This window comes from Mycobacterium gallinarum (genome assembly GCF_010726765.1).
GTDB lineage: Bacteria > Actinomycetota > Actinomycetes > Mycobacteriales > Mycobacteriaceae > Mycobacterium > Mycobacterium gallinarum.
Genome location: NZ_AP022601.1, coordinates 324,518 through 338,483, shown reverse-complemented (window position 1 = coordinate 338,483; position 13,966 = coordinate 324,518). Strand labels below are relative to the sequence as shown.

Here is a 13,966-nt window from a genome sequence, read left to right as displayed (position 1 = left end):
GTAATGGGTTACGACAGCGTGCCCGGCCTACGCGCCGAACAGAGGGGTCCGGTACTGCGGCTGACCCTCGCCCGTGCCGACAAGCGCAATGCAGTCGACGACACGATCCTCGACGCGTTGATCGGACACCTCGTCTCGGCGGGCATCGACGAGGCCGTGCGGGTCATCCGCATCGACGCCGAAGGTCCGGATTTCTGCGCCGGCTCCGACCTCGTCGCCAACAACGTGCGCTCCGAACGTAAACCGCGCGTCGGAAGTACGCAGCGGCGGCTGCCGAACAAGGCCAACAGGTTGATTCCGTTGATGCTCGAGACGCAAGTGCCCATCGTCGCGGTCGTTCGCGGCTGGGCGGCCGGCCTCGGGTTCCACATCGCATTGGCATCCGACTTCTGTGTCGCGGCCGAGGACGCCCGGTTCTGGGAACCGTTCGTGGCTCGCGGGTTCACCCCGGACAGCGGCGCGGCGTGGTTGCTCCCCCGCCTCATCGGCATGGTGCGGACGCGACAGCTGCTGATGCTGGGCGAGGAGATCTCCGGAACCACCGCCGCCGAGTGGGGCATCATCCACGGCACCCACGCTGACGTTGAGTTGGATTCGGCTGCAGAGAAACTGGTGGCGAAACTCGGCGAAGCGCCAACGGTGGCGCTCGGACTCACCAAGTGGCTACTGCAGAGCGGCAACGGACTGGACCTGGACCGTCACCTGCAGAACGAGGCCATGGCACTGGAATTATCCAGCCGCAGTGACGACTTCAAGGAAGGATTGGCCGCCTTCCGCGACCGCCGAGATGCGAAGTTCCAGGGTCGATGACGAAGCTGCCGATCACCGACGCCACATCCGCCGACGACGCAGTCGCCGAAGTCCGGCGATGGGTCGACATCGAGGTGCCTGCGCAGTGGCGATCGGCGGCCGCCCAGGGTTCGGACGCCCTGCGGGCCACTCGCAGCAAGGAGGACTACCGAAAGTGGTATCCGACTTTCGCCCGGTCTGGTCTCGTCGTGCCGACCTGGGCGCCCGAGCACGGTGGTCTCGGCGTGAGCAACGAGGTGGCACGGGCAATCGATAAGGTCTTGAGACCGCTGCGACTTACCCGGCTGAATCCATTGGGGCTCAACAACACTGCCGCAGCCCTGTTCAGCCACGGCACCGAGGATCAGCGGTTGCGATTCCTGCCGCCCATTGTGCGCAACGAAGAGAAGTGGTGCCAGCTGTTCAGTGAGCCGGGCGCGGGCTCCGATCTCGCCTCACTTGCGACACGAGCCGTGCGTGACGGCGACGACTGGGTGATCACCGGGCAGAAGGTGTGGACGACTTGGGCCGATGAGGCCGACTTCGCGATCTTGCTCGCTCGCACTGACCCCGAAGCGCCGAAACACAAGGGCATCACCTACTTCCTCCTCGAAATGCACCAACCGGGCGTCGAAGTGCGGCCCCTGCGGCAAATCACCGGCGAGGCGGAGTTCAACGAGGTCTTCATCGACAACGCACGGATCCCTGATGCACACCGGGTGGGTGAAATCAACGACGGCTGGCGAGTCAGCGCGTCGACGCTGTCCAGTGAACGCCAGATGGTGTCCGGGTCTGGCTCCGGCGGCATGGGACGCCTCGGTGGTTCCAGCGCGGCGCGGCTGATCACCCTCGCCAAGGAAACGGGCAAGTGGGCTGACCCCGTCGTGCGCAACAAGGTCATGCGGTTGTGGGCTCAGGAACAGATACGAGGGTGGACGAACGCACGTGTGCGAGCAGCGCTGTCGGCCGGCCAGTCCCCCGGCGCCGCATCGTCGATCGGAAAGATCCACCAGGCCACGCTCAATCAACAGATCCAGGACCTCATGGTCGACTTGCTCGGCACCGATGCGATCGCCTGGCCGGCAACCGATGACCCTGACGCGCTTCCCCGTGACGTCCAAGGCATGATGCGCAGCCTCGCCAACGGGACCGAGGGTGGCACCACCGACATCAACAAAAACATTCTCGGTGAACGCGTCCTCGGACTACCCAAGGAGCCGGATCCGTGGAAGGGCAAGCCCTGGAAGGAGATTCCGCGTTCGTGAGCACGTACGAGCGCCTTGTGGTCGAGAGATCCGATGGCATCGGCTGGCTGATCCTGAACCGGCCGGACGCCGGAAATGCTTTCGATGCCTTGATGCTGGACGAGCTGGAAGCTGCGTGGGCGGACCTCGATGCCGACCCCGATGTACGCGTGATCGTGAACACGGCAAACGGCAGGGCTTTCTGCACCGGTATGGACGTGGTGCAGGTCGCGCGCGACAAGGCGGCCATGCGCAAGCACTCCCGCCGGACGCGCGATGCCGAACTGAGAATCTCGTCATGGCACTGCGGTGTCTGGAAGCCGGTGATCGCGGCTGTCAACGGCGTATGCGCGGGCGGTGGTCTGCACCTGGTGGCCGACGCGGACATCGTGATCGCCGCCGAGGGGGCAACGTTCGTCGACCCCCACGTGTCGGTGGGCCAGGCAGTGGCATACGAGGCGATCACGCTGTTGCGCAAATCCCCGATGGAGGCCATCACCCGAATGACACTCTGCGGCAAGGGTGAGCGGATTTCCGCCCTGCGCGCATACGAGCTCGGGATCGTGTCGGAAGTCGTTGCACCGGAAGAACTCACCGCTGCAGCCGGTCGGTTAGCCGCCGCCGTGGCCGCCAATTCACCGACCGCGATGCGCTCCACCAAGAAGGCCTTGTGGCGTTCGCTCGAAGTCGGCCTCTCCGCGGCCAAGCACGAGGCCAGCGAAGAAATCTGGCGGTTGCGCAACCACCCCGACCACGCTGAGGGTGTGCGGGCCTGGCGTGAAAAGCGTGCCGCGCACTGGCAGCCGCTGGAGGTGTCATGACGTACGAAAGGCTCATCGTCGAGCGCCGAGGACCGGTGGGGTGGATCATCAACAACCGCCCCGATCGCCTCAACGCCTACGACGTCGTGATGCGCGAGGAGTTCCCCAAGGCGTGGGCGGAATTAGATGCCGACCCCGAGGTGCGCGTCATCGTGCACACCGGAAACGGCCGGGCATTCCAGGTCGGTGCCGACGTGGAAGAACTCGACGGCGAGGCCGTATTGCAGTTCCAGGAGACCATGCGCACGCTGGACCTGAAGCTCACCGGCTGGCACTGCAACGTCGGCAAGCCGGTCATCACCGCGGTCAACGGTGTGTGTGCGGGCGGCGGGCTGCACTGGGTCGCCGACGCCGACGTCGTCATCGCGTCGTCTGACGCGACCTTCGTCGATCCTCACGTCTCGATCGGTCAGGTCAGCGCGCTGGAGACCATCGCCCTGATGCGCAAGATGCCCGCCGAGGCGGTGCTGCGGATGGCGCTCGTCGGAAGCCATGAACGACTCACGGCCCAGCGTGCCTACGAGCTAGGCATGATCAGCCAGGTCGTCGACCCGCCCGAGCAGCTGCGTGAGGTTGCGCAGGAACTGGCCGAGAAGATCGCCAGGAACTCTCCCGCCGCCATGCGTGCCACCAAACGCGCGCTTTGGGGGGCGTTGGAGTACGGGCTGACCGACGCGTGCCACGAAGGCGCCAAACACCTGACGTCGATGTGGGGTCACCCAGACCAAAACGAAGGTCCTCTCGCGTTCGCCGACAAACGGATGCCCGATTGGCAACCGCTGGAGCCTGATTCATGAGCCTCGCAGATCTGCTCGACGGCCTGCCCGACATCGCCGTACACACGATCGACACCGACGTATCGCGAGCCGACCTCACAGCAAGTGCACAACAGCTTGGCGCAGTGCTCGCGGACAGCGGGCTGGCGACCGGCGAGGTCGTCGTGGCGATGCTTCCCAACGATGCCGCGACCATAGCCGCTTTGTTCGGAACCTGGCGAGCCGGTGGTGTCTACACACCGCTGAACCCGAGGGCTGCGGATGCCGAACTCGCCACCCAACTGCAGACGCTTCGACCGGTGGCAATCGTCACGACACCGGCTCTTGCACAGCGCTTTTCCGCATTCGAACTGCCGATCGCCACAAGCACCGATCTGACGTGGACGCTGCAGCTGTCATCCAAGAGACCGGAAGACCCGAGGCAGTACGACCCCGACGTGGCGCTGTTGCAGTTCACCTCGGGCACGACCGGCCCGCCGAAACCTGTGCCTCTCCGACACACCACGGTGCTCGACCTGATCGACCGACTGCTGGCGAAGCTGCGCGGCACCAAACAGGCGTCTGCCAGGGCGAACCGGCCCCCGATGGCGAACCTGGTCCCGCTGTCACTGTCGTTGTGGGCAGGCATCTACCAAGTGCTGTTTGCGTTCCGGGCGGGCTCGGGTGTCGTGCTGATGGACCGCTTCTCCCCAGCGGATTTCGCCGCCCTCGTCAAGCAGCATCAATTGCGCTCGACAGTGCTGCCGCCTGCAGCACTGACGATGGTGCTGCACGACGACTCAGTGACGGACCTGTCCCCCCTGAAGATCGTCCGTTCGATCACGGCGCCGCTATCCCCGGTGCAGGCCGGGCGGTTTCGGGACAAGTTCGGCGTGATCGTCCTCAATTCCTACGGCCAGACCGAACTCGGCGGCGAGGTTGTCGGGTGGTCCGCCGCCGACGCACGTCAGTGGGGCGAGACCAAGCTCGGCTCGGTCGGTCGGCCCCTGCCCGGGATCGACGTGACCATCGCCGACGACGAGGTCATGGTCCGCACGCCGACGACGGCCGCCCGCAATATCGATGCGGCGTTCCTGGACAGACTGACCGATGACGGCTGGTTCCACACCGGCGATTTGGGCTGGTTCGACGACGATGGCTTCCTGTGGCTGGACGGCAGGGTCTCGGACATGATCAATCGCGGCGGACTCAAGGTGTTTCCCGGAACGGTCGAGGACGTCCTGGTGGCAGCGGACGGTGTGCGGGAAGCCGCGGTGGTGGGCGTACCCGATGAGCGCCTCGGCGAGGTCCCGTGGGCCTTCGTTGTCCGCGCCGACGAGTCGGTATCCGAGGATGGACTGGTGGCGTGGTGCCGGGAACGGCTGACGCCCTACCGCGTGCCCGTGCGGATCATGTTCGTCGAGCAGTTGCCGCGCAATGACGTCGGCAAGGTGGTCAAACGCGAACTCGCCGCGATGGCTGACGCGTGACCACCATCGTCGTCGGTCCGACCGAAGCGCTGTCGCACGCCCTCGCCGAGGCGTCCGACGATGTGGTGACCATTGAAGACAATGCCGAGGACGCCCTGTGGGAGACGCTGGTGGCGCTCCAGACAGCGCACGAGGCAGCGCCTGGGCGAATCGTGCTGGTTCTGCCGACGACCGGCATCGCGGGTGCGGCGGGTGCGGTCGACTACACGACAGTGATCGAGGGCGCCCGCGCGATGGCGAAATCTGCTGCGCGTCAATGGGCATCCGAGGGGATCGGCGTGAACATCGTCCTCGCGCCTTCCCATCTCTTCGTGCGGGACGTCGATACATCCCACCTGTCCACCGCCGCCGTGCCGGACGACGGTGCGCTGATTCACTCGGTCGCGGAGACTGCCAAGTTCTTGCTGCGCGACGACCTGCGTCACCTGACCGGCGCCACCATCGTCGTCGATGGGGGTTCGGTGATGCTGCCATGAGTCTGGACGGCCGCACGGCGATCGTGACAGGCGCAGGGGCAGGGGTGGGTCGCGGTATCGCGATGGCCCTGGCGGCCGCAGGCGCACACGTCATCGTGGCATCCCGCTCCGATACCGGTGTCGCAGCCGAGATCACGAGCCTGGGACACCGTGCGACCTGGACACGCTGCGACGTGACCGCGCCCGACGACCTCGTCGCTGCTGTCGACGAGGCTCTGGCGTCGTGCGGGCGACTCGACGCAGTGGTGCACAACGCCACGAGCACTAGCTCGAGCCAGCCGCACCGACTGGTCGACGTGGACAGGCAGCTGTTCGACGACCACTACTCCGTATCCGTCGGCGGGGCGCGCAACTGCGCGGCCGCGGCGTTCGACGCGCTGAAGGTGCATGGCGGCACATTTCTGGTGTTCACGTCCCCGGCAGGGATCGAGGGCAGCGCGACGCTACCGCTCTACGCCACGATGAAGGGCGCGCTGCGTGGCTTCGCCAAGAGCCTGGCCCGCGAGTGGGCAGCCCATGCGATCACCGTCAACGTGGTCTCGCCGCTTGCATATTCACCGGCGATGGCCGCGGCGATCGAGGCAGATCCCGCGATGGAGCAACGTCTGTCGCGCAGGGTCCCGCTGGGCCGGATCGGTGATCCAGAGCGCGATATCGGGTCGGCCATCGCCTTCCTCGTAGGACCCTCGGCGCGATACATCACCGGTCAGACCCTTGGTGCCGACGGTGGACACTTCATGAATCTCTGACCCCGTAGGCAACGGATACCACCGTTTGCTATGTTGAGAATCAACATTCTCAAGCATGTTGGAGGCGCTGGTGACCGATGGAAGAGCATTCGAGGTCTGGGATGCCGACAACCACATGTACGAGACCATCGACGCCTACACGCGGTATCTGCCCGAGAAGTACTCCGAGGCGCTGAAGTTCATCGACGTCAAGGGGCGGAAGAAGCTTCAGATCCTCGGCACAGTCACCGAGACGATCCCCAACCCGACGTACGAGGTGATCCCCACCCCGGGGGCATGGTCAGACTACTTCCGGGGCATAAATCCCGAAGGCAAGACACTGCGTGAGCTGGCCGAGCCCATCCGCTGCCCGGACGAGTTTCGGCGTCCCGACCTGCGCCTGGCTTTGATGGACCGTCAGGGCGTGCACGGTGCCGTGATGTTCCCGACGACGGCCGGCATGCTCGAGGAGCGGATCAAGTCCGACACCGAACTCACCCACGCGGTCACCCATGCGTTCAACCGTTGGCTGCTCGACGACTGGACGTTCAACTACCAGAACCGAATCTTTCCGGTTCCCGCGATCTCGCTGAACGATCCCGCACTGGGCGTGCAGGAACTCGAATGGTGTCTGGAGAACGGAGCCAGGACGGTCCTGATCCGGCCGGCACCCGTTCCCCGTGAGGACGGCACGTCTCGTTCGGCAGCGCTGCCGGAATTTGACGACTTCTGGCGGCTGGTCGAGTCGTCGGGCATCTCGGTGCAGATGCACAATTCGGACTCCGGTTATGAGCGCTACATCGACGACTGGGAGGACGCCGCGGAGTTCAACGGATTCGCTTTGAGCAAGCTGCGCGGTTTCATCTACGAGGAGAGCCGAAACATCTTCGACACCCTCGCGGCGTTCATCGCGCACGGAGTGTTCGAGCGTTTTCCGGGGGTGCGCATCGGGGTGGTCGAGAACGGCGGCTCGTGGGCGCACCGCCTGTTGGACGTCTTCGACCGCGTCTACCGCAAAAGGCCGTATGACTTCAGCGAGCATCCCAGTGAGGTTTTCCGCAGGCACGTCTGGATCAATCCGTTCCACGAGGAGGACATGTCGCAGCTTGTCGAGCTTCTCGGTGCGGATCGTGTGATGTTCGGTTCGGACTACCCGCACCCCGAAGGCCTCGCCGAGCCCGTCGATTTCGTCAAGGAGTTGAGTGGCCTACCGGCGGATACCACCGCACGGGTGATGGGCGGCAACCTCAAGGAACTCATCGGCATCTGACAAGGGGCGAACGGTAATTCGCCGAGCGTCTCGACGTTTGCGTGCAGCAAGCGTGCGCTCCCGGCACGTCACGGAGTCGGATCTTCAGTCCCCGGTGCGCGTCATAGTGCCCGTGGACACCGTCCCGTTGCACGTTGCGTAGTAATAGTCGAGTTCCTGCACAAAACCGTCAGCCACAACCGTTGGCGTGAATGTGACGGAATCCCCTGCGCATGTAGGCCCTTCCGTTATGTGCTCCCAGACACTGCCGTTCCAGTGGAAGACAGTGGCACCGCCGGATCCGCTGAGCGTCACGTCGCAATGCGGGCAATCCGAGACGGCAGTCCCGACGTTGTTTTTGGTGGTAGTACCTGCGGAAGAGGTAACCGTCACTTGCGAGCTATAGGTGCCACGGAACAGGGCCTCGCTCGAGGCGGCAATGCCGGGGGTGGCGCCGTCCGACGGGGTGGCCGCCGTGCCAAGTGATTGCTCGTCGGCCGTCTGTCGCGGCGGATCCGGTCGCAGGACGAGGAAGGCGGCTATGGCGGCGACGATGACGGCGACGATCACTGCTACCGATACGAGTACGCCCTTGATCGACAGCCGAGCGCCCGGCGGGGCAAAGCTCGGCGGTGCATAGCCTGGCGGGGCAACACTTGGTGGTGCATAGCCTGGCGGGGCAACACTTGGTGGTGCATAGCCTGGCGGGGCATAGCCTGGCGGCGTAAAGCCCTGCGGTGCATAGCCCGGCGGGGTGCCGCTTGGCGGCACATAGCCGGGCGGCCCGTTGCCCGGCGGCGCGATGCTTGGGTTGCCCAAGCCCTTGGCACCACCCGGACCCACACTCGGGTCACCCAAGCCCTTCGCACCACCGGGGTCACCCAAGCCCTTCGCACCACCGGGGTCACCCAAGCCCTTCGCACCACCGGGGTCACCCAAGCCCTTCGCACCACCGGGGTCACCCAAGCCCTTCGCACCACCGGGGTCACCCAAACCCTTCGCACCACCGGGGTCACCCAAACCCTTAGCAGCAGCCGGGTCACCCAAACCCTTAGCACCTGCATGGCCGGAGTCGGCGCCAGCCGCACGGCCCGCTTCTCCAGCCGCACCCGGAAAGATGGCGCCTGCGGGTCGCCTATCGTCGTCGTCTTCGCGATCAGGCATAGCCTCAGCGTAAGACTTATCGAGCCGAGATTGAAGAACGATCTTGTTGCTTGTATAGGCAAATATTCACGTTAATCGGCAATTGATGTTTGCTGACGTCGGGCCGCAACCTGTGGTCATCGATCTTGTGCAGTCGGCGCGGGCTGACCAGCGGCTCGGACGCCATCAACTTCCTGCGCCAAGGCGGCGTCGGAAACTGAACCAGTGGCAACGCCTGCTCCGCCTACTGACGTCTAGTCCGCGATTGCCTGCTCACAATTGAGGGACCTGCCAATGGATTGGCGAGCACGCCAGGGGCCGCGTCGACGACTTCCGGTATCGAGTTGACGGCAGCCAGCGCTGTCACCGCCACGCCCGGGTTGACCCGATCTGAGGCCGACTGCTCCATATACAGCTCCAGGGACATGCTCGGCCGCCCCTCGACTCGGAACACCATGCCGCCCTGGTCCGCCCTTGACGGCCGAGGCCAGCGTTGCGGCCAAGGTGTAGAAGTCACCGTTGCGAAATACTGGACCGCGACCGCCTTCCGCCCATCGACGACGCCGGCGAGCTGCCACCGGTGCGCGCAAACCGTCCCCTTCGGGATCACGCCGAGCGCGGTCTCCAGATCCGTTGGCGCGGGGAGTGTTTCCCAGTCCAGTTCGACACCGTCGAGTTCTAACCCCAGGATGTCGGCGATGTAGCGCACCACGGTCTCCCAGTCGTGGTTGACCTTGCCCGAAGCGATTCGGGCGGGTACGTGCCCTTCGGGTTTTCCGAACCCCATCGATTCGTGCAGGACATCCCAGATCGGATAGGACTTGTCCAAATCGATCGCGTATTCATCCATCCGATAGGACTCAACGGTGCCAGCGCCCGCGAGTAGGGCCGTGGGGATGTTCAGACTGATGAAACCCGGCTCGGCGCCGGTCGCGTAGAACGTCGAATTACCCTTGGCCGTTGCGGCTTCCACGGCAGCACGCCACTCCGGTGGCGCAGCGGGCGGATAGACCATCGGGATCGTCGAGATCGTCACGACGTTGATCCCCGCCTCGAGATAGGTCACGATGTCGGCGATCGCTTCAGCCTCCCGCCGAACGGCAGTGGCACAGTAGAGAACACAGTCCGGCGCGAGCGCCAGCACCGCGTCGAGGTCGTCGGTTGCCGAAATACCAACGTCCGGACTGCCGCATAGACGGCCGGCATCCTCCCCCGTCTTGTCCGGGGTCGACACCTTGACTCCGACAAGTTCCAATGCAGGGTCATCGATGACCGCCCGAAGTGCCTCCCGCCCAGTAAAACCAGTCCCCACGTGAACAACCCGATACATTCGAAACCCTCCGTCGGTCAGCGACATTCGTTGTCATCTGCGTATTGCCCGCACACCACGCACATGCTGCAGGCTGGGATATCAGCTCTCGACGCCGCCCTCACGTAGGAAGTTGACGGTGTACTCCTGGCTTGTCAATCCACTCGGATCGAGCCCGATCAGTCCGATCATCCGATCCCACGGTTCAGGGTCGACGAACCAGTCCCAGCGAGTGACATGTCCGTCCTCGTTCGTCCATATGTAGTCCCATTCGCGCAGTTGCAGCACCGTTCCGTCGGCGAGCGTGCCCGCGTAGGTATCGCATGACGAGAAACCCCACTCCCCAGCGACACACTCGAACGGACTGACGAGGTGGTAGTCCGGCATGTGCTTCCACCAAATGCGCCACTCCGGAGTGAGCACGTCGCCGTCCGGCGCGTACTTGGCCGCAGCATCAGCTACCTCACCCGAGAACATGTCGGTTATCGACTGCGGGACACCGTCGTTGAACTGGGGACTCATCATCACGAAATCCGGTGCCATGATGTACTTGTCACCGAAGTTCACATGGCGGCCGCGGTCAATGGATTTCGCATAGCCCTCCCACTTTTCGAAGGCAATACTCTCGTGTAGGGCCACACGATCCCGGGCCATGCCGTTCCCTTTCTACTAGTCCAGTTCGGCGAATCTCTTCAGGTACTTCCATGCGATCTCGGGCGGTATTCCGCCACACAGCGGATTGATGTTGAACACCTCACCTGCGGCGAGCCGACTTCGTGCATCGTCGACCGGCAGTATCACGTGGGACGTCGATTCGTGCCGCAGTTCATCGACAGTCTTGGCGGTGGTGATATTGGCCGAGACGGTGTTGTCGGGATTCCACTCGGAGTACGCGAGCGCGTCGTGCAAGAGGTACTTGCCGATCTCATCCCACGCCGCGTCGACATCGTCTGCGACGAAGACATTGGTTGCGGTATCTCGTTCGGGCAGCATCATGAACCCGGGGTCGTAACCGGCGTCGCGACTGGCGTTCTCGTACGCTTCTCTCATCCCCGGCACCACACCGTTGGCCAATAGACCGAGACCGTTGCGTCCCGCACGACGGGCCGCGGCGAGGCTCGCCCCGCCCCAACTCATCATCGGACCCTCTGGTGTGCGCGGACGTGGCGTCACCTTCATTCGCCGCCCGCCATGAAGAACCTCCTCGCCGGCGAGTAGCCGACGCAACAACCCGAGCTTCTCATCGGCGAGGCGACCGCGATCAGAGAGGGATAGGCCGAAGTGGGCGTATTCCTCTGCCCGGTAGCCGATTCCGAAGACGTATGTCGCCCGTCCCGCACTGATGTGGTCCAACACCGCCATGTCCTCGGCCAACCGGGCGGGGTCGTAGAACGGCAGGAGGATCACCAGGTTCAGCATCAGTTGCTTGGTGCGCGCGGCAATCGCCGCACCGAGCAACAGCGGCGAAGGAAGATAGCCGTCATCAGCGCAGTGATGTTCGCACAACACCGCGGCGATACACCCGCGAGTCTCGGCCCACGCCGACATTTCACTTGCCGCCGCGTACAACTCGGTCGGCGGTGCACCGAAGGACGGCGCCCTCATGTCGAAGCGGAGTGTGAACAACGGCACTAGCGGTCTCCGTCCGATCCCATGGCTTGCGCGCCGGCCTGAATGACCATCTTGACGGCATCATTGCGACTGAGCGTTTTGAACACCTCTTCGGCCATCCGCATCATGTCGCCCACCATGAGCGTGGGACCGTTGGTGAGATTGTCGAAAGCTTCGTCGATGACATCCTCGGCCGGAATGGCGCCGGGCGGAACGTCGTCGAGTGAGGCAATTTGTCCGCGGCTGTGTTCGAGCTGACGCAGCGCCGGAGTGTCGGTCTTGCCGAGCAACAGGCACAGCACGTCGACACCCTTGTCGTGAAGCTCGGCCCACAGGCCTTCGGTGAACACCATGTCGAAGGCCTTGGTACCGCCGTACGCGACCATATTCGGTCCACCGGCCAACGCCGCACCCGAGCTGAAGTTGACGATGCCGCCGCGGCCGCGTTCCACCATTCTGCCCGCGTAGTGGTGACACAACTGCATCAATACCAGGCAGTTGCGGTGTAGCAATGCCTCTGCTGCCGACACCGGATTGGCAAGGAAGGGCTGATAGTTCGGATCACCGCCTGCGCAGTAGACCAACATGCCGATGTCGAGATCTTCGGTCGCGTCGACGATCTTCTGCGCCCCGTCTGGATCGGTGAGGTCGACGGCGAGCGTCCTGGTCGCCGCACCGGTACGTTCGCCGATGCCCGCGGCCACCTCTTGCAGTAGTTGCTCGCGGCGCGCGACGAGCACTACGTCTACACCCTCACGCGCCAGCCTCTCGGCGAACAGCGCACCGCAACCATCGGACGCGCCAACAACTAGCGCCCACGGTCCGTACTTGTCGGATACCTCGCTCATGAGAGCGCCGCCACCGTGCCGAGTCGAACGGGTGAGAACGTCCGCTTGCTGATTCGCCAGCCGTCGGGGGTGCGGACCGCTGCGTCGTCGTAGAAGCCGATCGCGTTCACGCCCGAACCGTCGGCGGCAAGAATCAACGCGTCGACGTACGTTCGAACCGTCGCGGCGTCATTGTCGATTTCGATCACCTGATTGCTCATGCGGTGCAAGGTGTTCGCCGCCCCCGCGTGGGCAAGATCCATGAACTCGATGATGTCGGCTGCGCTTTTCCACTGACCGACCTCGCCATAGTTTAGGTCCGCATCTTCGGTGAAGACCGTTGAGAGCAGCTCATATTGACGACTGTCGATGGCGGTGGCGTAGCGCACCGTCAGGTCGAATACCTCGTCGCGGTCGGTCATTTCACGTCTCCGTTCGGGTGGACGACGATCCGCGGCGGCCCGTCGGACCGCCGGGCCGCCTCGATCGCTTCGGGCACCTCGTCGAGGCCGATGACCTTCCCGATGCTCGGCAACGGGTCCAGCCGCCCCTCGATCACCGCGTCCAGCACCCCGTACCAATCTTGGGGCATGGGGCCACCGCCGAACTGGAACGTGAGGCCCTGCTGCGTTGCCTGGGTGATGTTCAGTGTGTCGCCGGTGTACCAGCCGCCGGCACAATAGATGCGCGTGTAGAACTCCGCTTCCGCTGCGATGCGATCGATCAGACCCGGCGCGCCGACGCATTCGAAAACCACGGCCGAGCCGCCCAGGTGACGTTGTGCCCGCTCACGCCGAAACACATCGAACACCGACTCTTCGACCGCGTCGACGAGCACGTCGGCCCCGAAGTGCGACTTCGCGAGCTCGCGGCGCTCGGCCTTGTAGTCCGACACGATGATTGGCTCGATGCCACGACTGGACAGCGCGGCAACCGCAGAAAGGCCGATGGCGCCCGCACCGATGACGATCGGTATCTCGCCCGGTTGGATCGCCGCCGCGCGTACGTAGAACTCACCGACGGCGAATGCATCGACGACGGCGATGGCATCACTGGACACCGAGCCCTCAACGACTCGCGCGGTGGCCTCCGGCACTACGAGTAGCTCGCCGAAGCTCCCTTGGGCCTCGGGATGCTGACCGATGATGCGAAGCCCGCCCGCGCCGCCGTCGACGAGTCTGATCGGCATGGACGTCACGCGCGAGCCGACGGGGAACGCGTCGCTGCACCCGGGCCCGTGGCCGATCACCTCACCCACGAACTCGTGCCCCATCACGATGTCGCGGTCTGCGTCGTACAGCGATCGCCCGGTCGGGTCGTCGATCGCGAGTTCCGGATGGTCCATGAAGTGGACGTCGGACGCACAGATCGCCGTGCTGAGCGTCTTGAGGAGCAGATCAGTCGGACCTGGAACGGGGTCGGCGGTGTCGCGGACCTCCAGTCGGCCACCTCTTAACACCACTGCGCGCAAGGCGAACTCTTCTCTATTATTCGAGATATAGTTCTCGGAATACTGAAACGACC

General features: G+C 64.3%; 15 protein-coding genes. 8 read left to right on the top strand and 7 right to left on the bottom strand.

Annotated features, from left to right (window positions below; all coding sequences use genetic code 11):
- Positions 1–3: 3 nt before the first annotated feature.
- The 8 genes from G6N42_RS01605 to G6N42_RS01570 are packed head-to-tail and all read left to right on the top strand — an operon-like array spanning position 4 to position 7,573.
- Entirely contained in the window at positions 4–810 is an 807-nt protein-coding gene (locus G6N42_RS01605; protein ID WP_163725182.1) for an enoyl-CoA hydratase/isomerase family protein, read from the top strand.
- The gene (locus G6N42_RS01600) at positions 807–2,054 is read left to right on the top strand and encodes an acyl-CoA dehydrogenase family protein (protein ID WP_163725178.1); all 1,248 of its coding nucleotides are present in this window, start codon (positions 807–809) and stop codon (positions 2,052–2,054) included. Before G6N42_RS01605 ends, G6N42_RS01600 begins: the two co-directional genes overlap by 4 nt.
- Entirely contained in the window at positions 2,051–2,854 is an 804-nt protein-coding gene (locus tag G6N42_RS01595; RefSeq protein WP_163725175.1) for an enoyl-CoA hydratase/isomerase family protein, read from the top strand. The genes G6N42_RS01600 and G6N42_RS01595 overlap by 4 nt, the downstream gene beginning before the upstream one ends.
- Positions 2,851–3,651 carry an enoyl-CoA hydratase/isomerase family protein gene (locus tag G6N42_RS01590; RefSeq protein ID WP_163725172.1) on the top strand — a complete coding sequence of 267 codons (801 nt, stop codon included), beginning with the start codon at positions 2,851–2,853 and terminating at the stop codon, positions 3,649–3,651. The genes G6N42_RS01595 and G6N42_RS01590 overlap by 4 nt, the downstream gene beginning before the upstream one ends.
- Positions 3,648–5,099 carry a class I adenylate-forming enzyme family protein gene (locus G6N42_RS01585; protein ID WP_163725169.1) on the top strand — a complete coding sequence of 484 codons (1,452 nt, stop codon included), beginning with the start codon at positions 3,648–3,650 and terminating at the stop codon, positions 5,097–5,099. The genes G6N42_RS01590 and G6N42_RS01585 overlap by 4 nt, the downstream gene beginning before the upstream one ends.
- On the top strand, positions 5,096–5,575 hold the full coding sequence (locus G6N42_RS01580) for an SDR family oxidoreductase (RefSeq protein ID WP_163725166.1): 480 nt from the start codon (positions 5,096–5,098) through the stop codon (positions 5,573–5,575). Before G6N42_RS01585 ends, G6N42_RS01580 begins: the two co-directional genes overlap by 4 nt.
- Complete coding sequence (locus tag G6N42_RS01575; RefSeq protein ID WP_163725163.1) at positions 5,572–6,324, top strand: SDR family NAD(P)-dependent oxidoreductase; 753 nt, start codon at positions 5,572–5,574, stop codon at positions 6,322–6,324. Before G6N42_RS01580 ends, G6N42_RS01575 begins: the two co-directional genes overlap by 4 nt.
- A gap of 55 nt (positions 6,325–6,379) precedes the next feature.
- Positions 6,380–7,573, top strand: a complete 1,194-nt coding sequence (locus tag G6N42_RS01570; protein WP_163725160.1) for an amidohydrolase family protein — start codon at positions 6,380–6,382, stop codon at positions 7,571–7,573.
- Between the two features lie 84 nt (positions 7,574–7,657).
- Here G6N42_RS01570 and G6N42_RS01565 read toward each other — a convergent pair whose 3' ends face one another.
- The 7 genes from G6N42_RS01565 to G6N42_RS01535 all read right to left on the bottom strand — a co-directional run bounded on the left by G6N42_RS01565 (position 7,658) and on the right by G6N42_RS01535 (position 13,904).
- Positions 7,658–8,716, bottom strand: coding sequence for a hypothetical protein (locus tag G6N42_RS01565; RefSeq protein WP_163725157.1), 1,059 nt, complete (start codon positions 8,714–8,716; stop codon positions 7,658–7,660).
- A gap of 223 nt (positions 8,717–8,939) precedes the next feature.
- Positions 8,940–9,866 (bottom strand): dihydrodipicolinate reductase, encoded by a 927-nt coding sequence (locus tag G6N42_RS01560; protein ID WP_163736812.1) that lies wholly within the window; start codon positions 9,864–9,866, stop codon positions 8,940–8,942.
- Positions 9,867–10,106: 240 nt separating this feature from the next.
- A complete protein-coding gene (locus G6N42_RS01555; protein ID WP_163725154.1) occupies positions 10,107–10,658 on the bottom strand; it encodes a hypothetical protein in 552 nt (183 codons plus the stop codon).
- A gap of 15 nt (positions 10,659–10,673) precedes the next feature.
- On the bottom strand, positions 10,674–11,630 hold the full coding sequence (locus G6N42_RS01550) for an LLM class flavin-dependent oxidoreductase (protein ID WP_163736809.1): 957 nt from the start codon (positions 11,628–11,630) through the stop codon (positions 10,674–10,676).
- A 5-nt stretch (positions 11,631–11,635) separates the two neighbouring features.
- Entirely contained in the window at positions 11,636–12,463 is an 828-nt protein-coding gene (locus G6N42_RS01545; RefSeq protein WP_163725150.1) for an SDR family NAD(P)-dependent oxidoreductase, read from the bottom strand.
- The gene (locus tag G6N42_RS01540; protein ID WP_163725147.1) at positions 12,460–12,864 is read right to left on the bottom strand and encodes a nuclear transport factor 2 family protein; all 405 of its coding nucleotides are present in this window, start codon (positions 12,862–12,864) and stop codon (positions 12,460–12,462) included. The genes G6N42_RS01545 and G6N42_RS01540 overlap by 4 nt, the downstream gene beginning before the upstream one ends.
- Complete coding sequence (locus G6N42_RS01535; RefSeq protein WP_163736806.1) at positions 12,861–13,904, bottom strand: zinc-binding dehydrogenase; 1,044 nt, start codon at positions 13,902–13,904, stop codon at positions 12,861–12,863. The genes G6N42_RS01540 and G6N42_RS01535 overlap by 4 nt, the downstream gene beginning before the upstream one ends.
- Positions 13,905–13,966 lie beyond the last annotated feature (62 nt).